Annotated in this window: 23 protein-coding genes; 12 read left to right on the forward strand and 11 right to left on the reverse strand. The window is 46.0% G+C overall.

All coding sequences use genetic code 11. The features are described 5' to 3' along the window. Positions 1 to 71: 71 nt before the first annotated feature. Positions 72 to 677 (reverse strand): RNA polymerase sigma factor, encoded by a 606-nt coding sequence (locus FSB84_RS17285; RefSeq protein ID WP_130539177.1) that lies wholly within the window; start codon positions 675 to 677, stop codon positions 72 to 74. A 168-nt stretch (positions 678 to 845) separates the two neighbouring features. Here FSB84_RS17285 and FSB84_RS17290 point away from each other — a divergent pair, with 168 nt between their 5' ends. The 3 genes from FSB84_RS17290 to FSB84_RS17300 are packed head-to-tail and all read left to right on the forward strand — an operon-like array spanning position 846 to position 2,793. Further along, entirely contained in the window at positions 846 to 1,367 is a 522-nt protein-coding gene (locus FSB84_RS17290; RefSeq protein WP_130539178.1) for a hypothetical protein, read from the forward strand. A 4-nt stretch (positions 1,368 to 1,371) separates the two neighbouring features. Continuing rightward, positions 1,372 to 2,259: a SprT-like domain-containing protein gene (locus tag FSB84_RS17295; RefSeq protein WP_130539179.1), complete on the forward strand. Its 888-nt coding sequence runs from the start codon at positions 1,372 to 1,374 to the stop codon at positions 2,257 to 2,259. Positions 2,260 to 2,271: 12 nt separating this feature from the next. Continuing rightward, complete coding sequence (locus FSB84_RS17300) at positions 2,272 to 2,793, forward strand: hypothetical protein (protein ID WP_130539180.1); 522 nt, start codon at positions 2,272 to 2,274, stop codon at positions 2,791 to 2,793. 92 nt (positions 2,794 to 2,885) lie between these two features. Here the strand turns inward: FSB84_RS17300 and rluF are convergent, their stop codons facing one another. The 3 genes from rluF to FSB84_RS17315 all read right to left on the reverse strand — a co-directional run bounded on the left by rluF (position 2,886) and on the right by FSB84_RS17315 (position 6,363). Beyond that, positions 2,886 to 3,932, reverse strand: coding sequence for a 23S rRNA pseudouridine(2604) synthase RluF (gene rluF, locus FSB84_RS17305; RefSeq protein ID WP_147122247.1), 1,047 nt, complete (start codon positions 3,930 to 3,932; stop codon positions 2,886 to 2,888). A 30-nt stretch (positions 3,933 to 3,962) separates the two neighbouring features. After that, complete coding sequence (locus tag FSB84_RS17310; RefSeq protein WP_225979805.1) at positions 3,963 to 5,306, reverse strand: DEAD/DEAH box helicase; 1,344 nt, start codon at positions 5,304 to 5,306, stop codon at positions 3,963 to 3,965. Between the two features lie 484 nt (positions 5,307 to 5,790). Then, positions 5,791 to 6,363: a hypothetical protein gene (locus FSB84_RS17315; RefSeq protein ID WP_130539182.1), complete on the reverse strand. Its 573-nt coding sequence runs from the start codon at positions 6,361 to 6,363 to the stop codon at positions 5,791 to 5,793. Positions 6,364 to 6,584: 221 nt separating this feature from the next. On the opposite strand from FSB84_RS17315, the gene FSB84_RS17320 reads away from it, so the two are divergent. From FSB84_RS17320 to FSB84_RS17335, 4 genes are all read left to right on the forward strand, one after another. Continuing rightward, positions 6,585 to 7,019 carry a DUF2147 domain-containing protein gene (locus FSB84_RS17320; RefSeq protein ID WP_130539183.1) on the forward strand — a complete coding sequence of 145 codons (435 nt, stop codon included), beginning with the start codon at positions 6,585 to 6,587 and terminating at the stop codon, positions 7,017 to 7,019. A gap of 8 nt (positions 7,020 to 7,027) precedes the next feature. After that, positions 7,028 to 7,831, forward strand: coding sequence for an AraC family transcriptional regulator (locus tag FSB84_RS17325; protein WP_130539184.1), 804 nt, complete (start codon positions 7,028 to 7,030; stop codon positions 7,829 to 7,831). Positions 7,832 to 7,890: 59 nt separating this feature from the next. Beyond that, complete coding sequence (locus FSB84_RS17330; RefSeq protein WP_130539185.1) at positions 7,891 to 8,769, forward strand: NAD(P)H-binding protein; 879 nt, start codon at positions 7,891 to 7,893, stop codon at positions 8,767 to 8,769. Positions 8,770 to 8,941: 172 nt separating this feature from the next. Then, on the forward strand, positions 8,942 to 9,244 hold the full coding sequence (locus FSB84_RS17335; RefSeq protein ID WP_130539186.1) for a hypothetical protein: 303 nt from the start codon (positions 8,942 to 8,944) through the stop codon (positions 9,242 to 9,244). A 17-nt stretch (positions 9,245 to 9,261) separates the two neighbouring features. On the opposite strand, the gene FSB84_RS17340 is transcribed toward FSB84_RS17335, so the two are convergent. From FSB84_RS17340 to FSB84_RS17350, 3 genes are all read right to left on the reverse strand, one after another. After that, entirely contained in the window at positions 9,262 to 12,489 is a 3,228-nt protein-coding gene (locus FSB84_RS17340; protein ID WP_130539187.1) for a TonB-dependent receptor plug domain-containing protein, read from the reverse strand. 273 nt (positions 12,490 to 12,762) lie between these two features. Then, entirely contained in the window at positions 12,763 to 13,902 is a 1,140-nt protein-coding gene (locus tag FSB84_RS17345; protein ID WP_158643977.1) for a FecR family protein, read from the reverse strand. Next, on the reverse strand, positions 13,886 to 14,599 hold the full coding sequence (locus FSB84_RS17350) for an RNA polymerase sigma factor (protein WP_130539189.1): 714 nt from the start codon (positions 14,597 to 14,599) through the stop codon (positions 13,886 to 13,888). Before FSB84_RS17350 ends, FSB84_RS17345 begins: the two co-directional genes overlap by 17 nt. 410 nt (positions 14,600 to 15,009) lie before the next feature. On the opposite strand from FSB84_RS17350, the gene xth reads away from it, so the two are divergent. Beyond that, entirely contained in the window at positions 15,010 to 15,795 is a 786-nt protein-coding gene (gene xth / locus FSB84_RS17355) for an exodeoxyribonuclease III (protein WP_130539190.1), read from the forward strand. Here xth and FSB84_RS17360 read toward each other — a convergent pair. Next, a complete protein-coding gene (locus FSB84_RS17360) occupies positions 15,773 to 16,240 on the reverse strand; it encodes an SRPBCC domain-containing protein (protein ID WP_130539191.1) in 468 nt (155 codons plus the stop codon). The genes xth and FSB84_RS17360 overlap by 23 nt on opposite strands. A 101-nt stretch (positions 16,241 to 16,341) precedes the next feature. On the opposite strand from FSB84_RS17360, the gene FSB84_RS17365 reads away from it, so the two are divergent. Beyond that, the gene (locus tag FSB84_RS17365) at positions 16,342 to 17,190 is read left to right on the forward strand and encodes an NAD(P)-dependent oxidoreductase (protein ID WP_130539192.1); all 849 of its coding nucleotides are present in this window, start codon (positions 16,342 to 16,344) and stop codon (positions 17,188 to 17,190) included. 61 nt (positions 17,191 to 17,251) lie between these two features. Here the strand turns inward: FSB84_RS17365 and FSB84_RS17370 are convergent, their stop codons facing one another. Then, on the reverse strand, positions 17,252 to 17,767 hold the full coding sequence (locus FSB84_RS17370; RefSeq protein WP_130539193.1) for a DsbA family protein: 516 nt from the start codon (positions 17,765 to 17,767) through the stop codon (positions 17,252 to 17,254). A 5-nt stretch (positions 17,768 to 17,772) separates the two neighbouring features. Beyond that, complete coding sequence (locus FSB84_RS17375; RefSeq protein WP_130539194.1) at positions 17,773 to 18,243, reverse strand: redoxin domain-containing protein; 471 nt, start codon at positions 18,241 to 18,243, stop codon at positions 17,773 to 17,775. 234 nt (positions 18,244 to 18,477) lie between these two features. Between FSB84_RS17375 and FSB84_RS17380 the strand changes: the two genes are divergently transcribed. Next, complete coding sequence (locus FSB84_RS17380; protein WP_130539195.1) at positions 18,478 to 19,209, forward strand: hypothetical protein; 732 nt, start codon at positions 18,478 to 18,480, stop codon at positions 19,207 to 19,209. 59 nt (positions 19,210 to 19,268) lie between these two features. On the opposite strand, the gene FSB84_RS17385 is transcribed toward FSB84_RS17380, so the two are convergent. Continuing rightward, positions 19,269 to 19,898, reverse strand: a complete 630-nt coding sequence (locus FSB84_RS17385; RefSeq protein WP_130539196.1) for a DUF4142 domain-containing protein — start codon at positions 19,896 to 19,898, stop codon at positions 19,269 to 19,271. Positions 19,899 to 20,374: 476 nt separating this feature from the next. On the opposite strand from FSB84_RS17385, the gene FSB84_RS17390 reads away from it, so the two are divergent. Together FSB84_RS17390 and FSB84_RS17395 are read left to right on the forward strand one after the other, a co-directional pair. Continuing rightward, positions 20,375 to 21,070, forward strand: coding sequence for a BclA C-terminal domain-containing protein (locus FSB84_RS17390; protein ID WP_130539197.1), 696 nt, complete (start codon positions 20,375 to 20,377; stop codon positions 21,068 to 21,070). 41 nt (positions 21,071 to 21,111) lie between these two features. Further along, a complete protein-coding gene (locus FSB84_RS17395) occupies positions 21,112 to 22,074 on the forward strand; it encodes a T9SS type A sorting domain-containing protein (protein ID WP_158643978.1) in 963 nt (320 codons plus the stop codon). Positions 22,075 to 22,137: the final 63 nt, after the last annotated feature.

Genomic DNA, 22,137 nt, shown 5'->3' on the forward strand with positions numbered 1-22,137 from the left:
GCCTCATGGATATATAGACTGTGCAATGGAAAGAAGGTACTGAAAAAAACTGATCTTTTTTTCCGCGGGTATTATTGGAATAGCAGGGAATAGGTCTGGATCCAGAATAAGATGGCCAGTAATTCCGAGTGTTCTGAGAGGAATGACTTGATCTGCCGGAGCACTTCCGTGATGATATTCTTTACGGTTTGAACGGAAATTCCCAGTTGACCGGCAATTTCCTGGTGGGAGAGACCTTCATCGCGGCTCAGCTGAAAAACTTTTCTTTTTTTGGGTGAAAGCTGTGATACCGCTTTTTCGATCAGTTGTTTGCTTTCTGCCGCCTGTAAGAGTTGTTCTGTTTCATTGCTGCCTTCCGAGATATTGGCCCAGACCTCTTTGATGAGGTTCTTGTCTTTTACAATCTTACTGAGCAGGTCCAGCGTCCGGTTGCGGACCATAGTATAGATATAGTTCCTGGGAGATTCAACGGCTGTAAGTTTTTCCCTGTTCTCCCAGATCCTGGTGAAAACATCCTGCACCACTTCTTCCGAATCGGCGGCTGAATGGCAAAGCTGCCAGGCAAACAGGAAAAGCCGCTCACGGTATTGCTCAAAGAGCAGCCGGAAAGCAGCTTCATCATTTTCTGCGATCCGCAGAAACAGTTCCTTATCATTGTTCAGGATCCCGGATGACATGTAGCGTGATAAAGCGTGTAAATTATTGTAAACGCAATATTAATCAAAATACATTCAACAGGAATGGGATTCTGTGAGGACGCCAGTTTTGTTGGAGGAAGTTTCATTTTTTCTTTTCAATAATATTTCGCTAAATTGATTTTCGATTATTAACCCTTATTCTTTAAAATGAAACGTAGACTATTCCTTAATGATTTTCTTCTTGCCGGAGTTGGCATCGTTACATCCTCCTCTTTTCTTTCCGGTTGTTTCAAATCAGACAGCGTGAGCAGCCCTCCCCGGCCGGATTCCAAACCAAACAGTGCTGAAATTTTCCTGATCGTTGAAGACATCAGTTATATCCAGGATGCGGCTATGCAGGAGAAATTCGGTTGTGCACGGGTGATGTCCTGCTCCATCAAAAAGATCGTGAAACGGACTACAGATCCGGGAGCCCTGAGACGATCGTCTGCTGTCAGAAAAAGACAGGAAGGACAATTGTACAAGGTGAATCATCACGTGGACAAACCAGGCAATGCCCGGTATACGATCACAGATGTAAGCGGGTTCAACAAAAAGATCAGCATCCCGGTTGATGTAAACGGACAGGCTTTGCTCAGTTCCCGGGTACGGCTCTTAAAGGACCAGCAGGACGTTAACAGGTGGTTACAGGCTGGCCGTGTACGATCTATTTCCTTATCAAAAAACTAATCCTATGGCAAGTCTTCATGAACAAGGTTACAATTTTTATACTTACAGGTCCGGCAATGTTACACTCACCATCAGACCAGAGGACTGCATCATGTGCGAAATGTGTATTCCTGTCTGTCCTTCAGAAGCATTTGAGATCACTGATGCCTATGTTGGGGATGGACAATATGAAGTGCTGGTGTCCAGCAACTTTAAATATAAAGCAGCAAATTGCAGTATGTCCGGCGATTGCGCCACTGTTTGCCCAACGGGTGCATTGGAAATGGGATTGATCCCACCGGATGAAGGAGGAGATGATGACGATGATGATGATGACGATGATGATCCGTTTGAAGAGATAACGAGCGAGCTTACTACGCCATGTTTTCAGAATATTTTCGTGCAGTTGAACAATGCTTCATCCATGCAGACCACAGTAGGCTGGATCCTGCATGAGGTGTTCAATCTGTGGGACACGGCTGATATTGTTTTTAAGGAAAGTACCAGTTTGCCGTCAAATACGGATGGAGTAACGCACGCATACGCCAGCGGCGATTATTTCACTGCAGAGATCACACTGAATACTACCGTTCTCCAGAATGCTTCGAAGGAATATATTGCTGCCACCATCTATCATGAGATCATACATGCTTACCTAAACTGGTCTGGTCTGAAAGGAGAGCTGGTGCAGCATAATGAAATGGCGGAAACCTACCTCAGCCATATGAAAGATTCACTCATGCATTACTATCCTACGCTTTCGGCGGCAGATGCCGAAGCATTATGCTGGGGAGGCTTGCATCAAACCAATGCATGGACCGCCCTTCAGGCAAACGACCCTGCCAAATACAATAGCATTTTAAGCACATTGCAAAGTCACCGAACAGGTGCAAGCGGAACATCATGTCCTTAAATTTGTATGATCATGCCGATAAAAAAAATAGAAATGGTTATCGTTTGTTTTTTGCTTTTTTCAGTTGCAATGGCGCAATCTGATCAGCAATCGGCAAAGAAGACACTTACCAGACAATTGGTGAGATCCATGACTGAGGCATGCAATCAGTTGTCCGATAGCTGCCGTTCGGCAATAGTAGTGCTGAAATTCCATCTTTCCCAACAAGGCACAAAAGTGGACTCTGTGAGTATCGCCAGCAACAATAATGCATTACTTCCTGTTATCGACCGGAAAAGGCTCACTGCTGTTGATATCAACTGGCAGCTGTTACTGAAAAGCCCTGTTGAACTGGATATATTTACGATGGTGCAGCCGGTAGTGCTGACAGGATTTGCGGAAGAGTGTGGCCCTGCTGTTATTGCGTTGAAAGATTTGACGCCGGTGTGGGAATTGTTGGGTTCAGAGAGCAGAAGCATCAATAAGTCTCATTTCCTGCTGGAAATGGCTGAGATCAAATATTCTAAACCGGTTCGAAAAAGAACTTTCCTGTAAACTGTAATTAAAGAAAGCGCCCTTTTGGATCGATCCAAAAGGGCGCTTGATATTTTACCTGCTCCTGAAGTTTTTTCTGCCTGTACTCTTTTTCACTTTTCCTGAACCTTGTGACCTGTCACCTGAACCGCGTTTTTCTTTGAAACCGGGTTTGTCTTTCGAGAATGGTTTGTCTTTGAAGCCTGGTTTATCTTTGGATTCTGTCTGTTTTTTATAACCGGCCCTGTCTTTGAATTTGGGCTTGTCCTTGAATTCAGATTTTTCTTTCGATCCGTGTTTCTCTTTAAATCCAGGATTATCTTTTTATACGCAGGTTTGTTCCTGTCGGTTTTTGGATGGTGGGGAGTACCTGATCTGTTGCTGGTAGTTTTTCCCTGCTCATGTCTGCCAGACTGTTTCTTTTTTTCCTTTTTCTCAGCAGTTCCTGTTGAGTGGGATACAGCTTCCTTCAGCATATTCACTTCAGCATCGCTCAGGTTCCGCCATTTACCCAGTGGCAGGTTGCCCAGGCTGATATTCATGATCCTTACACGCTGCAGCCCTGTTACCGAATAACCCAGGTACTCACACATGCGCCTGATCTGGCGGTTAAGCCCCTGCGTTAGTATGATCCGGAATGTCTGCCTGTTGATCATGATCACCTTGCATGGCAGGGTGGTAGTACCCATGATCGGCAGGCCATTGGACATTCTTTGTGCAAAATGCGGGTCTGCCGCTTTGTTCAGACGAACGATATATTCTTTCTCGTGACTGTTCCCTGCACGCAGGATCTTATTGATGATATCTCCATCATTGGTAAGGAAGATCAATCCTTCTGAATCCTTATCCAGCCTTCCGATGGGGAAGATGCGTTTGGGATAGCCTACAAATGAAATGATGTTCCCTTTTACATTTTCTTCCGTAGTGGAAGTAATGCCGGCGGGTTTGTTCAATGCGAGGTAAACGCGTTTTCCCTTGTTATCCGGAGTGATCAGGCTGCCATCTACTTCCACTACATCGCCCGGACTGAACCGGTTGCCCAGTACAGCTACCTGGTCATTGAGCATCACCCGCCCTTCCCTGATCAGGTTATCCGCTTCACGACGGGAACAGTAGCCCGTATCGCTGATGAATTTGTTTAAACTGATTGAGTTGTCCAAGTATAGCCGTTTATGAATTTGAAGGATGGATTATTTGGCGATATCTATTTTCACTTTCTTATTCTTGATCTTTTCTGATTGCACCAGGTTCAAAGTATGACTGGCCCTGGATTTACGGATGGCTACAAAGGAGAAGAAATCTTTTACTTCGATCAATCCCACATCTTCTTTTTTCAGTTGTCCTTTATTGGTGAGGAATCCAACGATGTCCACTTTGTTCACTTTATCTTTTTTGCCAGCAGCGATGAATAGGGTTGCCCATACCGGTTTATCCGGTATTTCCACTTTTTCGGGCAGCTCTATCACTGTTGGCGCGGGTGAAATGAATGCAGGGACCCTTTCATGTGGCGCCAGTATCAGGATGGCTGTTCCGCTGGCGTCCATACGGGCTGTACGACCATTGCGGTGCGTGAAAGTTTCTTTGGTGTCCGGAAGCTGGTAGTGAATGATGTAACGGATATTGGGGATATCCAGCCCTCGTGCTGCAAGATCTGTTGTTACGAGAACATTGGAGCTTCCGTTGCGGAATTTGCAGAGGGCGCTGTCGCGATCCCGTTGTTCCATGGCGCCGTGATAGAATACGTTCACAATTCCATTTTCTTTCAGCATAGCACTTACCTGCTCCACAAATTCGCGCTGGTTGCAGAATATGATAGTAGAGCGGTTCCCGAGTGCGCAGATGAGTTTGAACAGGGTTGCTGATTTGTCTTTATCATCGCTCCAAACCATTTTCACTTCCAATGCGGCCGACTTTTCGCCGGTTAGGAAATTGATCTTTACCGCATCATCCTGCAATCCCACGAAGCCCGGAACTTCCACGGCATCAGTTGCGGAAGTGAGTATCCTTTTTTTCAAAGCGGGAATGGATTGGATGATGAAAGACATTTCCTCTTCAAACCCCTGTTCCAGTGCCTTGTCGAATTCATCCAGTACGAGGGTTTCAATATGAGTTGTATCGATATTGTTGCGGCGGATATGATCGGCAAGCCTGCCGGGTGTTCCAACTATCAGGGCAGGGGCCTGCTTCAGGTTGTTCTCCTCGGTTTCTCTCAGGTGCCCTCCGTAGCAGCAGGTGATCTTGAATCCTGTTCCCATTTTCTTGAAAACCTGCTCGATCTGCAGTGCCAGTTCGCGGGATGGCGCAATGATCAGGGCCTGGGTGTATTGCTTGCTGCGGTCCAGTTTTTCTGCGATGGGAAGCAGGAAGGAAAGGGTTTTGCCGGAGCCGGTGTCAGAGAGCAAAACGATATCATGGGGCGTTTTGTTTGCCTCCAGGGATGCCAGCTGCATCTCGTTCAATTCATTGATCCGTAAATTATTCAGCGTGGTTTCGATAGAAAACGAAGCGTTGTTCATGGCGCGAAAGTACGCCAAATTCCGGGGAGGCATTTTGAAACTGGCTGAGAAAGAATGAATGCAGGCGGGAAAGTGGTGGGTTGGTTAGTGAGTTATGGGTGAAAACAGGCTTATTATACGCTTGGCTGGCCTGAGTTTATAGTGAAAGATTGGTAGTAAGAGCGTACTACCGTGCAGGTAAAAGCGTATGATCCTGGTGGGAGACAGGTAGTAATAGCGTACCAGAGTGCAGGTAAAAGCGTATCCTATGGTGGAAACAGGGCTGAAAACTGCCTCAGCCCCGTTGAATTGGTTGTCAGACCCGGGCAGCCTGTAATTTCCTGTTTCTGTTGTGTACAAGCCATAACAGTGCAGCCACCACGAAAAGGTAACTTTCGATCATCAGCCACTGGCTTCAGAATGCACCCAATGCGCCATCATGATGCCGGTGATGATCCAGCTCAACCCCGCCATAATTTCCGAAAATCCTGGTCTGCGCCAGGATTTTCGGAAATTATCCCGTTTATTTCTTTGGTTCCTGCGTCTTTTCGAAATCCAGCGAAGACCCGTCATCAAAATGGATATGCCAGGATTTGATCTTTCCATTTTCTTTCCTGAATTCGACCCCATCATAACTTGTTTTTACTTTCGGGTACAATTCATCTTTTCCATATGTTTTTGTTTTGCCATTACCTGTACTGTTACAACTGGAATAATTCCTGTAGTTGCCGCTGTTGGGATAGAATCTGAAAGTTTTGTTGGCTACGTCAATTTCCACTGATCCCTCTTTGTAGCCCAGTACCTGGCTTCTGCATCCATAGCTGGTATTGGTGTAATAGAAATATTCACGTGCCCGTCCATCGCTGAACAACATATAACCATTGGCCAGTTCGAAAGCGGCACCCTGATAGCTTCCATCGTATCCCCAGAAATTGCCGATGGATGTGGAACCGGCGAGCCAGTAACCTACGAGATCGTCAGGAACAGCAGTGCGGGGATGATTGCCGTAATTGCCATCCTCCTTGTCTTTCGAGCAGGAGCATGCGATGAAACAAATTCCCATTATCAATAACAGGAATGAAAAACTTCTCTTCATAAACTCAATTTTGTTTCAAAAGTAAGACCGGGCAGGACGGAGCGAATGCGATAAGTGTACAGAAGAACGGCTTCCGGCATCCATTGGTGGATTCCCGGCGTTGAACCGTAAATGCTTGCCGGCATTGCCGGTAGCTGCTGGTTGTGGATTAGATAACCGGGCATTTTAATTGCAGACCGATTACACGTATTTCAGTAAATTACTACCTAAATGATCCGTGTATGAAACAGTTCATATTGCTTGCCTTAATCACTGCATTCACTTCCCTGGCCGCCCGGAGCCAGCAGGCTGACGAAGCGCTGGGGCAATGGCTCAGTGAGGAAAAGGATGGAAAAATAGAAATCTATAAAACAGGAAATAAGTATTTCGGGAAACTCGTATGGGCTTCCAGAATGTATATGGAGGATGGGAAAACACCCAGGAAGGACGAAAAGAATCCCAATCCGGATCTCAGAACAAGAAATCTGAAAGATCTTGTGATCCTCACCAACTTTATTTACGATGATGGTGTTTATTCTGAAGGAAAAATATACGATCCCAAGAGCGGGAAAACCTATAGTTGTAAAATGACCATGAATGGAGATAAGCTCAGTATCCGCGGATATGTAGGGATTTCCATGTTCGGCAGAACAACGGTCTGGACCCGCTCGAAATAAAGAGAAGCATGAATTATTATCAGATACCACCGCCTCCTGCACTCGAACCCTATGTCCGGTATTTCTGGGTATTTGATTCCAATGATGAAGATGGTTCCGTCAAGACCTACAAGATAGTGGCCGATGGGGCGCCCGGACTTGTATTCCAGTTTTCCCGCACTTTCTACGATGTGAATGACGACCGCTTTCCCTTTTTCTTTCTTTACGGGCAATCCACCCGGAATGATTACAATACAAGCGTCGGCAACTTCAGGAATATTGGGGTGGTATTGCAGCCGGACGCCGTGAAATCCGTTTTCGGCGTAGATTCCATCGATATCACCAATAAATATGTAGACGCTGACCTGCTGCAACGGGAACGGGTATCTGAACTATTGCTGAACAGTACTGATACAGATCACTGCATTGAATTGCTGGCTGAGTATCTGCTGGGCAGGATCAGGACCAATCCATACAAAAGCAGCGGGGCTGCGGCCTATGCATCCGGTAAGCTCCTGATGAACCCCAGTACGAATATGCTGAAGCTGTTACAGGAAGAATTGAATTTGTCTGAAAGGTCGCTGGAACGCCTGTTCCGGACCAATATCGGTATGTCGCCCAAACTCTTTGCGCGTGTTTGCCGCTTCCAGGCATCACTTACCACCCTGCGCAATAATACCTACAATAAATTATCTGACATTTCTTACGGATATGGGTATTCGGACCAGAGTCATTTTATCCGTGAGTTCCGCGAGTTCGCGGGTGTTACTCCCAATGCATGGTTGAAGAAAGCCACAGAGGTAGTGGAAAATTACCCTGAATGGAAAATCTGAGGGGTGTCGGTTTTATTCTATTTTACTTCTTTAACGGCTGGTAGTTTTGCTGTAAAAAAATGATAGCCATTACAGGAGCAAACGGACAGCTGGGGAGGGCCACTATTGACTATCTGCTCGATAAGATATCTCCATCACAGCTTGTGGCCGTTGTACGGAATCCCTCATCAGTGCAAGGTTTATGGAACAACCAGGTGCAGGTCCGCCAGGCCGCTTATGAAGAGCCGGGTAAGCTGGAAGCTGCTTTCAATGGTGTGCATACATTGTTACAGATATCCACCACCAGCACCGGCGATGCCGGGGTCCGGCAGGAGTTGAATGTAGTGGAAGCGGCAAAGCGAGCAGGTGTACAGCATATCTGCTATACCAGTAGTTTGCAGGCCGATGCAACAGCAGATTTTACCTGCTCGCGACAGGCTGCTGCTACTGAAGCTGCCATCAGAGCGTCTGGAATGCAATACACGTTCCTGAGGAATGGCCTGTACATGGAACTGATCCTGCAACTGGCCGGAGAAGTGTTTGAAGGAGGAGATATATGTTATCCGGCCAAATATGCGCGTGTGAGTTTTGTATCGAGGAATGATATTGCCGAAGCTCTGTCGAAACTGGTTACCGGGGGAAGCGACAAGAATCGTATCTATGAGATCACCGGTTCAAGGGCCTGGTCGTTCTATGATGTTTGCGAAATGCTTCGACAGGAGAAGCGCCTTTGTTGCCGGTACATCAGTATCTCCGAAGAAGAGTACAGAGCTGTGCTGCAATCCCTGCCCATCGATGCTGACCTGGCAGAATTGCTTTGCAGTATGGCCTCTGGTATCAGCGCAGGTGAATTCTCCCATACAGGTGATGATCTCGAAAAAATATTAGGGCGCCCGCCCATGCAGTTGCGATCTTTCATCAAAGGGCTGCAATATGAGTTCCATCCTGCTATAGGGTAAATATGAAACGGCAGAGTGATTTCTGCCGTTTTTTTGTACTGGCAAAGTGTCTTTTAAACGATTTCCTGTGTCTTTATAAAACAATCCATCTCCAATCCGGCAACTCCAGGAAATCTGATGTACCCATTAGTCTTGCTGATATCGTAATTATTATAATCTAAAAAAAAACACCATGAGAACTTTATCCGTGGCTATTTTTCTAATGATGGCCTGTCTTTTCACGCATAACAAAATTGAAGCAGGCGATATTGCGATTGAGCAGAAGCAGCAAGCTTTGGTGAATTATACCTGGTATTATGACTGGGATTATACGATCCCTGTTGGTTCTGTTAGATCGGTGGCAGATGAGTTGGCCAGGTTGCGCGCATTACATCCCACTAAAAGTTTCAGCGCAAGTGCCGGAGGCGGATTGCTTGAATATGAATGGGGATATTTCAATCCTTTGGTCACTGCAGTCATCTATAGTAATTTGTAAAGGCATTTGCATACTAGTCAGGGTGTAATTTGGATGCCGAAAATAATTGATCGCAACGATGGCATAGCGTTGGGACCCGCAACTAATGGATCTGCAAATTTATATTTGCTGATGGCATAAGCATTTTGAATTTCACAGTACACAGTTGCCGATGTGAGAATCATCTTTGGTATTTTGTGGACCGGTATCCGGTAACTAAGTTTCAAAGTACTAAGATTTATATAAGACGCTTTCCCATACATAATACTACTTTGTTTAGCTGTATTGAGCATTTTTACTGCTGAAGAACCACTTCCGAAAAACTTCACCAGCCAGGGTTCCATCAATTCGAGTGAGTGATTGGAGAACCCGCTCGGGGGAAATCGGCCGGGCATGTTGTTGTCAAATGAATAAAAAGAAGGATTAAGTAATTGTTGAGACCTTGCTTCTATTACAAGATCGACGCTGAAGTCATTTAGCTTGAAATTATTGATCAGGCTTGCAAACCATTTTGGTTGACTGATGCTGATTACTGCGGCGTCATCAGGAAGACTGATATTACCGTCTCCATTCACATCAACATAAATATATTCGTTTGTCCCAGGGTTCATGCCACTAACAGCGTAACCCAAAATACCAGATATGGCCTGGCCTTCGCTCGCTGTTTCTCCGAAGTAGGATTTTTTGATATCGGTAAAATACAACAACCTGTTACTTGGAATGGTAATCAGGAATCTCGCATTCCAATACTTTCTGCTGCTCTCCATAATCTCGGCCTGCAACTCCAACTCAATCCCGTTATTCCTAACCGATGCTGAATGATCAGTAGAAAGAGCTGAGTCGTTTCCCAAGGGCTTACTGGTATGCAACCGATATGAAGTGATATTATGAAAATATGTGCCTGCAACAGACAGCCAATCCAATACATTCACCTGCACACCTAACTGTGACATCAATGTAGTTTGCTTACTGATATTGGTGGCTCTGTCCGGCGACTCTATTCTGCCGCTACTATCCCTTCTGTTGACATAACCATAATTCTGCGCCCCATCTGCTGCCACTTTACCAATGGAGAAACGAAGATTGCCTCCCCTGATCATCCTTGGCTTTTCTTTCCCCTTCTGCGCGAAAAACAAGTCATAGCCCATCGACCAGCTGAACAAAGGTTTTCCGTAGCCATTTATCCTGCTTTTGTCCAGTCTGCCGGAAAGTGAAAAAGCGTGGCTATTGTTCAGGTTAATATGACTACGGTTATACAATCCTGTTATTTGCTGCCGCCCGCTTCCTTTGCCTGTGCTTCCCTGCTGATTGGTGAAATAATTTCTCATTGAGGTATCACTGGGGAATCGGGGCGATTGGAATTCCGACCAATGAACAGACTTAGATTGCAGGGTTATTCCTGTCCGGTTGTTGAACAGAAAATGGCCTGGAGCGTATCTCTTATGAAAATGTAATTGCGGTTCAATGATAGCAGAATTGTATTCCGTAATGGACTTTTCGAAATAGGCGGAATCGATCAGGTTAGGTTGCGCGGCGATAGGATACTGGTTCCTTTCATTGAGGATCGTTTGATGGGTGCCTGCGGTCAGTTGGAAATTCAGATTGGGCGATACAATATATTCCAGGGAACTGCTCAGTTGCGCAGAAGATGCTTTGGCGATGTATGTGTTCTTGAAAGCGCCATACGGGTTGATGAAAGGCAGGTTGTTCTCTTCAAAAACAAGTTGCTTACCACTGAAGGGATAAGGCGCATTCGGGGCCAGCCTGATAAGGGCCATGGGATTGTTGAAGGGAAGCTCATCACGACTGGTGGCTGCATTGAAACTTATATTCAGTGTAAGTCTTTTATTAGGTGTGAAGATACCCGTTAGATATTGTGTGATCCTTGTCAAAGGGAATTTCACCGGAAGAACGCTTTGCTGTTCATAATAGCCGATCCCTGCCGAAACCCTTTGAATGGAGTCGCCACCGGAAACGGAGATATACAGGTTTTGCGATTGACCGGTATTGCCCAGTATTTCTTCGCTCCAGTTTATATTCCTGTAGGGGTCCCAGAGTTTAAGCTCCGGCGCTTTGAAACTGTCTGTAAGCGGACCGCCATTGGCCAGGTAAGTTTCACGCAGCCACCTGTATTGTTCGATGTTCAGCATGTTGGGGTTCTTCGAGGTTCTGTGCCGGCCCATTGCATATTTGAAAGTCACCTGCGGATCTTCAGCACCATTGGCGATCCGGGTATTGATCAGTATGGCTCCGTTGGCGGCCCTCGGCCCATAAGCAGCGATGGCAGCGGCATCCCGCAGTACAATGATCTCTGCAATATCTTCGATATTGAACAGGCTGAGCATGTTTGGACCATTGCCTTCATGGATCAGTGTGGGGTCACCTGCTGCTGAAGTGTTGCGCCCGATTGGTAATACACCGGCAGGCAAGGGAATGCCATTGAGCAGCACAAGCGGATCATTCTTGCTCAGGTTGCTTTTGCCTGGTTCATTGCTCATGCGAACGTCTCCATGGAAACGTATATCCGGTGTACTGTTGGGGAACCCGCTTGAGTTGGAAACCTGCAGTCCTGGCATTAATCCCTTTATGCCCTGTAATACATTGTAAGTCCTCGGAAGCTGTGTGCCCTTGACCGCTCGCCAGTCGCCCGGCTTATTATTGTAAGTGGACCGGGCAGATGCTTTGTTGCTGATACTGTTCATCACTGTGTATTCGCGGGTCAAAACAATGGTGCGGTGTTCTGATGAAGCGGGCGTGAAGAATTTCGGACTGTATCCTACACAGCTAACCATGAACTTTGTTGATTTCCCTACTGACCTGAGTGAGAACAATCCATCGTTCCTCGTAATGATCACTGTTTTGGTTGTAAGGTTTTGAACAGAGGCACCTGGAAGTGGCTCTCCTGATTCCGTCACAACTCTTCCTTCTAAGATAATTGTTCCCGGCTTGCGTCTGATCCTGCTGAACTGCATATAGATTGGCGGCATAAATTCCACTTCCAGACTGAATCTTCCGCAAACTTTCCTGATGGCGTAACCGATACTGATTTTATCGGTTTCAAAATAAAGTGTGTCGTCAGGAACCCTTGGGTAAATGGGATCGAAATTCGTTTGGGCGCGGATCCGATCCATCAATTCTTCAAAGCGGATCTGCTTTTTTACATTGATCATTTGAGAGGTATCCGGCCATGTATTAGTCTGGGCAAACGCTCCCGTATATACGAAAAGAAGCATTAACAGGGATGAACCCTGTGTCAATAAATTCATGTCAGTTAAGTTGATGAATTAAATCTGATTTTTCAATGTTCGACCTGGTTTCTGGAAAGAAGCCACTGGCCTGCCAGCTGCAAAGGCAACTGACAGGATCATAGTGATAAGCGACTAAGGTTTAATAATGGCACAATAATGTGCTTTGAAAAGTCACCTTTCAAGGATAAAGTCAGCTTAATTACATCATTAGAACCGAGTAGGGGACACAGATAGGTTATCTGTCATACCGCCTTAACCTGTACAGTTCGGGGATGTTTTAGAGGATAGGTTTTATGGTTGCTGGGAATATCTTATATGATAACCGTCTTCCTTTTTGACGAAATCAAATGCACCCGGTCCTTTCAGCAGGTTCAGCACGGAGTCTGCGGGCATCTTCCGGCTGATCCTCCCAATGGTAAGGGACTCGTTTGTGATATTGTCGTCGTAGATGATCTTAATATCGTACCACCGCTCGATCTTCCTGAACAGGTCTGTTAACAGTATCTTGGTTTTCCGGTTGGAGAAATAATCACCACGCCAGGCGCTGGCGTTCCCAAGATCGGGCAGACCAACCCGACGAATAAAATGCTTGACAGGATCGATAACCACCTGTTGACTGTCTTTTAACATCATTTGGGTTTTTCCGGAAGAGATTCGCAATCCGCCTGAATAAAGGGTGGTAGTAATCAGCGGATCATTTTCATAACCACTGATCAGGAATGATGTGCCTAATACTTCATGCACGGTATTGCGTACACGAACCTGGAATGCCAGATCGGGATTAGACCGTACATCAAAGAACCCTTCACCTTTCAATTCGACATTCCTGTTCCGAATGTCATACATTGGAGAGAAAGTTAATTCCGACTTATTGTTGAGGGTGACCAGGCTACTATCGCTCAATGATATCCTGTAGGTTTTTCCTGCAGGAGTAATCACCCTATATGTACCGGTATCTGCATTTATGTTCTTTCTTTTCCGGAAACATATCTGTCCGCTGTCTAAACAAATACTGAAGTTCCCATGGTCGAAGGAAGAGAATGACTTCCGGACATCCAGTTCCATTGCGCTTTGATCCGGAAGTATCAGAATGATGGCTTTTTCACTGATGGCTGTCGGCGTTTGCTTGTACCAGTTATGCAAAAGATACCATCCAATGAAAGAGCAGAACAATATGATCGCTGCAGCAGTACTCCATTTCTTCCAATGAAAAGGATATACTTTTCTATAGCGCTTCCGGAATTCCTTCCAGGGTAATACTTCTATTTCAGAGAACCGTTTCACCCTGTCTGAAGCCAGGGACTCCAGGCGTCGCTGGATATGGTCCTGCATTCTCCAGTTATCCCATTCCTGCTCTTCCTCAGGTGTAAGAGGAATATCAGACAGGATCTTAATGGAGATCTCCTGTAAGTTTTCAAGATTGTTTGCCATGTTCATTTACCCTGCTTGTTGTGGCTATACTTATAAAAGGGAAAACTGGCAGCTTTGTGACAGATTTTGAAGAGTTTTTTTGGGGTTCCGGAGGCAAAGTGGCAAACATGATCATTGTGTAATAGAGGAACAGATCTTTCAATAGTTTCTTTGAAGGATGTTCATTAATTCTTTCACCCACCATTTTCTTACCTCTCTCGAAGTGCTTGCGGACGGTTGCTTCTTTGAGGCCCGTCAATGCGGCTATCTCCTTATGTCTTAGTTTTTCATAAATGCTGAGCTTCACCACACGCTTATATTTCGGAGGAAGATTCTCCACTATTTTGCGGAGTTCATTCTTTAACTGGTTATATTCCTCTGCTGTGAAAAATCTGCGGCCGGAATAGTCCTTTTGGGGATGATGTGAATGATGCTCGTTGTTAAAACTTTCGATCTTCACATCCGGCGCTGCCTGGGCTTTCCTGATGGCAATCTTAAGCCAGTACCTGCTTGCATCAGCAACGGTTGGGAACTGTTTCCCTTTTGAACACATAATATAAATAGTATCGAAAGTTTCGGCGGCAATCTGGTTGGCCATTCCCAGATCACAGTAGCCCAGCAGCTCTAATACAACTATTCTGAATTTACGATCATAAAGCTCCGCCATCAGCTTGTTTGAGGGGTCAAACCAGCGGTCATACATTGAGTCTAATAACATTTTTTAAAGTTGTAGGTTTTGTAAAATCCACTACAACCAAGCAGGTAAAGATCAGGTGCAAAGAGATGATGATATTATGTGTAGTAGGAGGCATACCGGGTGATTGATGCAGGTACTACTACAGGGGGAAAAGACAGGAACCCGGTGTGATCGGTTTGGTTGTTGAAACGCATAAATTATTATAACTAGTTTAAGTAAATTACATCTAAATAAAACCCCCGAATGCAAAAAATATCCCCTGTTTTGAAGAACATTTTATGAACGTCTTTTGCACATCCGATTTTTTTGCTGTCACACTTCAATTTATGATAATATAAAATATTGATCCATGCAGCCTTGATGCGCATGAAATTTGTTGTAGAGTTTTTACTTCATTAATCCGCTTCGTAAATATTCCGTAATTTTTACTTATGAAGATCGCTACCTACAATGTGAATGGCGTTAATGGCCGGCTTCCGGTGTTGCTACGCTGGTTGAAAGAATCTGCTCCGGATATCGCCTGCCTACAGGAATTGAAAGCCCCGCAGGAAAAATTTCCGCTGCAGGCCATCGAAGACCTGGGATACCAGGCCATCTGGCACGGACAAAAAAGCTGGAATGGTGTAGCCATCCTCAGCAAAGTGGGCGAGCCCGTTGAAGTAAGAAGAGCATTGCCCGGAGATCCGGAAGACCTGCATAGCCGTTATATCGAAGCGAACATAAATGACCTTCGCATCGGATGCCTCTATCTTCCCAATGGAAATCCGGCTCCCGGCCCTAAATTCGATTACAAGCTGGCCTGGTTCAAACGGCTCACAGCGCATGCAAAGAAATTACTCGCAGAAGATATTCCTGTGATACTGGCAGGTGATTACAATGTGATCCCTACTGAAATGGATGTGTATAAACCCGAAAGCTGGACAAAAGATGCGCTCTTCTTTCCTGAATCGAGAGAAGCATACGCCAAACTGGTGAAGCAAGGCTGGACGGATGCCCTGCGCAAAATGCATCCGGAAGAAAAGATCTATACTTTCTGGGATTATTTCAGGAATGCCTGGGGACGCAACGCAGGTTTGCGCATCGACCACTTTCTCCTAAGCAATCATTTCGATAAAAAGTTGCTCGCTGCAGATGTAGACAGGCAGGTGCGCGGATGGGAGAAAACCAGCGATCATGCACCTGTATGGATCGAGATCAAACATGCTGTAAAGAAGTGAAGCCGATGAAATAATCGAGGATATGGTCCCAGCCTTTTTCGGAATTCATTGCTGATAGATATTCCTCCCAGCCTTCACCGTGCCGGTTGAAATGAAGATGTTTCAATTCCAGTTCCGTTCCGGCATCTGAGTCCCTGAAATGAACATGCACATCACTGGCCTGATCAGGATCGGGCACCGGGATTCTTTTGGGACTGATCTGCCATTTGAATGCGATGAAGCTGTTGATCTCGAATGTTGTGATTCTTCCCCAGTCGCAACGGAATCCATATGGTCCTGTTTCCGTACAAAGACCATCCTGTTTGGGATCTATACGGATCTCCACCAGTTTTTGCTGTGACCAGGTATACTCTTTTGGCCACCAGTTGTTCACCCGGTTCACGAACAGGTCAAATGCCAGTTTCCTGGGCATCGCCACCTGTATTTTTTTGATGATCGTTTCCATGCAGGAAGGTTTATTACCGGATCACTTCATAAATCATACCATCGGCCGCTACTGACCGGCAAACTGAAAAGTTCATTACATTTGGTACAAACTATTCAATCATGATTGCATTCATAGGGATGGGACTATTGGGTTCCAACTTCACAAAAGCATTGCTGAAGAAAGGAGAATCGGTTCAGGTATGGAACAGAACGGCAGAAAAAGCAAAGGCGCTGGAAGCATCCGGTGCAAAAGCATTCGGTTCAATAGTGGATGCAGTCCGCGGTGCGCAACGCGTGCATGTAACTTTATCAGACGATGGTGTAGTGGATGAAGTTTTGCTGCAGGCTGCCCCCGGATTTTCACCAGGCACCGTTATCATCGATCATACCACCACATCTGTAGAAGGTGCTGTTAGACGCACGCAGGAATGGGCTGCTAAAAATATTACGTATGTGCATGTGCCTGTATTCATGGGGCCTGCCAATGCACTCGAAGGATCTGGCGTGATGCTGATCTCCGGCGATCAGGCCATTGCTCAGAAAATATTGCCCTGGCTGGAAACCATGACGGGCAAAGTGATCAATCTTGGCGACCGAATCGGAAAGGCCGCAGGTGTGAAGTTGCTCGGAAATATGTTCCTGATCACACTTACAGGTGGTTTCTCAGACATGCTGGCCACCGCCAAAGCCATGGACCTGCCCGCTTCCGTGATCACCGATCTTTTCAATGAATGGAATCCTGGTGCAGCAGCTCCCGCACGACTCAAAAGGATCCTCGCTGCAGATTATGATAATCCCAGCTGGGAATTGCAGATGGCGCGCAAAGATGCACGCCTGATGATGGAAGAAGCCGCCAGGGGAGGTAAAACACTCACCGTGATCCCGGCTGTGGCAAGGGAAATGGACAAATGGATCGAGAATGGTTACAGGAATAAAGACTGGTCTGTGATCGCGAAAGATAACCTGTGATAATTTATTTCGCATAGATGGCCCCGTCAGTCTGTGCTGACGGGGCTATTTTTTATTGGCCTCACTTTAGCAGTTCTGCCAGTGATTCATAAGTTTCATCATAACTATCCACTTTTTTCCCATTGAGGAAGAAAGTAGGTGTTCCGTTCACGCCGCTGCGCAATCCGCTTTCGAAATCATCTTCCACCCTTTGGTATAATTCCTTATCACGGATATCATGTGCAAACTGTTTTTCATTCAGTTTCAGTTTGGCGGCAAATCCCAGGATACTATCGGGATCGAGTGTTCGCTGATGCTCAAAGATGATATCATGCATCTCCCAGAATTTGTCCTGCCTTCCCGCCGCTTCAGCAGCCATGGCCGCCATCATGGCCATGGGATGTGATTCCTGGAGGGGGAAATTGCGGAACACGAATTGAAGTCTTCCTTTGAACTCTTTCAGTAATTTTTTGATGAAGGGATGGGCGATACCGCAATGCGGACATTGGTAGTCGCCATATTCAACCAGTACCAGCTCCGCATGTGCGTCTCCGGTACGATGGTCGTTTTCCGAAACGGGGACCCTGAGTGTAGCCATAGCGTTTATTTTTTTTGATTGTCCATTGCTTCCAGTGCATCCAGTATGCCATCGGCTCCCGGGTTGATGCCGTCCGGCGAGAGATGGCTCCACTGAATGATGCCGCTCTCGTCTATTACGAACAGGGCCCGCCGGCTTTCACCGGTTTCTTCATTATAGGCCCCGTACAGGCGGCTGACTGCTCCCTTGGGCTCAAAATCCGCCAGCAGCGGGAAATGGATCTTCCTGTTCTCCCCAAAGGCGAGATGGCTCCATTTACTGTCTACCGAAATACCCAATACTTCTGCATTGTATTTGTGGAACAGGCGAAGGGTTTCGTTGTAAAGACTCATCTGATCGCTGCAAACAGGGCTCCAGTCTGCAGGATAGAATGCAAGGATCAGTTTCTTTCCTTTGAAATCACTCAGCTTCAATTGCTGATCAGGCGTAGTGTACAGTTCAAACGCCGGAGCGGGCGTATTCTTCTGGAGGATCATAAAAATGAAAAGTATTAAATCGATGAATGAATGCGGTCGATTTCTCCGGATGAGGGATGAAGGGGATGGTCATACAATTTAACGAAAGTTCCTGAACGGTGGACAGGCTCTCGAAAAACTTCAGGTGGTTCGGGAGAGAAAACCCGGCAGTTTGACGATCATTCCAGCCGCATCACTACGTATCGACATTTGCATGAGATACGCTTGCTTTAGTTTAGGTGGCAAAAATCAAAAATGATGCAAGCAATCATTCAAACACTGGAAGCAAGAAAGAAAGATCTGAAGCAATCCGCCCTGGTTAAAATGGTAGGCGATGAAACACTCACCATGGAATCAAGGCTTGCCTTCACGCCGGCCATGTTGTTCTTTGTGATGGGCTTTAAGGACATCCTCAATGAAATGAAGGATGAAGGCAGTACCAATCCTATGCAGCAAAGCGTGAATGTACATTGCGAAGAAGATTCCTTTCACTGGCAATGGTACCTGAAAGACCTGGAACGTATCAGCTTTGGAAAAGAATTCCTGGCCATTGCACCCGCCGATTTGTTCACCCTGGTTTGGTCAGAGCCCTGGGAAGCCACACGTGAAGTGGTGTACAAGAGTATCCACCTGGCGAAGCATTTCAATACACCTTTTTATAAGCTGATCCTGATTGAAGCGCTGGAAGCAACCTTCGATTGTTTCAATGAGCCTATGTTCAGCCTGGTGCATGCTATGGGACGACAGGAAGAACTGGAGTATTTCGGCCAGTTACATGCGCATGCTGAAGCTGACCATGCCATGGAGAAAACCAGTGAAGAACAGGAGAGCGCTTCCTACAACAATTACCAGCCATCGGAAGAAGAAAGGAAGAATGCCGTTATGATCATCGATGCCGTATTCAAAGCCTTCAATGATGCATTCAATACCTGGTACCAGGTGGGTGTTAGCAAAACAGTGAAACAACTGCTGACTGCCAATGCATAAATATGATCAGCGCCTGTGTTATCTGCAGGCGCTGATTTTATTATTGTTGAATAGTTACATTATTTCAGTGATTTGCTGATGGCTCTTGCTGAATCCAGGTGTACCCGCAACACAGGCAGTGTACGTGATGCAAAACCTTTGATGGTACTGTCTGAAGAACTGGCTGCAGCCTTTTCAAATGCTTTGATATCTTTCTCGTGATCATTCACCATCATTGTCATATAAGCCTTATCGAATTCCTTTCCCTCTTTCTTGCTGATCTCGTCGATATGTTGCTGATGCTTTTCCAGTGATGAAGGCAGCTGGAAACTTTTTGCGGCTGCAATATTCTGTAAATCTGTATTGACCTTTGAATGATCGGAAACCATCATGGCGCCGAAAGCCTGTACACGTGGATTGGTTGCTTTTTGCTGCGCCAGCTGACCCAGCGTTACTTCCATCATGCCACCTGAAGCAGCTTCTGTAGCAAAGGCACTGCTGTTCTTGTCGAGCGGTGTATTGTCTATCACAGGGCCTGTAGTGGAAGCATCAGGTTGATGACCTGAAGAGGCAATAGTATCGTTATTACTGTTCTGCACAGGAGCAGTAGCTATATTGTTGGTGCTGTCTGTGCTTTCCGAAGCTGTTCTGTTGCTGTTATTGCAACTGATAATGAAGGCGGCTGCCATCAGGATGAGTAATTGTTTCATAAGCTTCATGGCTTTTACAGGATATAATGTCATAATTCCTGTGCCAGCAACCGCAGCGCTGTTCCTTGTTTAGAATTATACACAGAGTAACAGGCTGCGCAATTCCTTTCTCAATTATGCAGTCTGTGAATCCGGAATAAAAAATGCAATACTCAACTATTGCTGTGATGTTTGTGTGAAGGTTTTGAAGTTGTTGTCGAAACATTCTTGCACAAAATCAATCTTTACAACCTGTGTCTCTAAAACCCTGACCTGATGCGGGTATCAAAGGATTTTCATTTTTATATTGCGCTTGTTATTAAGACAAACTCTGTATATTAGCGCGTCATTTCCAATTGAATGACAAATGTTCAATTCCCCTCCAACTGGCTCCGGGTTTCTGTAAGTAGCAATGTTCAGGTTATACGTATGCCTTGACAGTAATGGTCTTTACACTACCATACTGTATTGTATTTTTTAACCATTTGATATTTGCTATGAAAAAACAACTATGCATCCTCGTGACATTGTTTATGGCAACAATTGTCAACCTGAATGCCCAGGTGGGTATCGGAACTACATCACCTGCGGCCAGTTCTATTTTAGATGTTACTTCAACTACAAAAGGGGTATTGGTTCCGAGAATGACAGCTACAGAAAGGGGAAATATCGTCGGACCTGCTGAAGGTTTGATGGTGTATCAGACAAACGCGCCTATTGGCTTATGGATGTACATTAATAGTACATGGACCAGACTGGCATCAATTGCTGATCTGTTGACTTTCGGTCAATCATCAGCGTTTGCAGCCAATACTACAGGAGCGAATCTTGGGATTACACTCGTTAGTTATGCAACTATTGCTTTACCAAGCGATCAGAACCTGGGTGCATTGGTTACAAAGAATGCCGGGAATACTGAATTCACAGTAACGCAGGCTGGTCGTTACAGGATTGCCTACAGAATCAATATTACAGCGGGATTGCTGGCCAACAGCCGTGTCAGGATAGCCGGAGCTATTAATCCTGTACTCACAATCAATCCAGGCTTAGTGAGTACCTCTTCTTTTGCTGCTGAGGCGATTGTAACTCTCGCGGCGGGAAGCACAATATCCCTGGAAATTGGGGGGGTAGCTACTGCAATCATCCTGTCGAGCGGTCAGGGCGCTGCACTCACCATTCAAAGGGTTGAATGATTTCCGCCACGCAGTTATTTCATTCACCTAAAATTCAGAAAATGCGATACCTATTACTTAGCATATGCAGCGCGTTGCTTTGGCTGCAGGGCAGTTCCCAGTTGAGTGTAGGGTCTACAGATCCGCTGTATATCCAAAGTGGTACAACCTTCTTTGTAGACAGCCTGGTTCTGATACCCAGCACAAATACTACTGTCAGCAACACCAATCTCACCAAAAGCTACAGTTCCATTTCAGGACCTGGTGGCGCACTCAGCATTACGCGGGTGTACAATTTCTCTACAGCGCTTCCTACTTATAATGGAGAGGCTGGCATCATATATGATGATGCCGAGCTGGCAGGAAACCCGGAAGCATCGCTACGCATCGCTTACCGGACTGGCCCTACCTGGACTACCACTACTTCCGGTAATGTGGATCCGGTTGCGAATTTCGTTTCCTACACAGCCACTGGTCAGATCTATGATCAGATCACTGCAACCCAGGCCGGAGCTGTGTTACCTGTTACCTTCACTAATTTCGTTGCTACACTGCAGAACAATTATGTTCATCTCAACTGGGCCATGGGCGATATTACCGGCCTGCTGAACTTTGATGTGCAGTATAGCGACAATGGCCGTAACTGGAGCACTGCAGGCTCCGTATCCGCTCCTGCGAATACGCGCGACTTCAGCTTCCAGCACAGCGATCTGAACTTCACCAACAGGTTCTATCGCATACAGGCCAACGAAGTGAATGGCATCCGCACTTACTCTAAACTGGCGGCGGTTCGCAAAGGCGAAACAGCATCCAGTGTAAGCATTATACGCAAGGGAAGCGGAACTGTGCTGTTCTTCAACGGCTCTGTTCCTGGCGTGATCCAGGTGTATGATGTGAGTGGACGCCTGTTGATGAGCCGCAATGTGCAACAGCAGCAGGTTGAGATCCAGGGCATCTCCTCCGGCGCTTACATCATCCACTATGTGATCGATGGTAAGAAAATGTCGAAGATGATCCAGCTCTAATTCGCTTTTTTACTTTGGTACAAATATGAATCCCCGGCATTGCGCCGGGGATTTCTTTTGTGA

This window comes from Pseudobacter ginsenosidimutans (assembly GCF_007970185.1).
Classification (GTDB): Bacteria; Bacteroidota; Bacteroidia; order Chitinophagales; family Chitinophagaceae; genus Pseudobacter; species Pseudobacter ginsenosidimutans.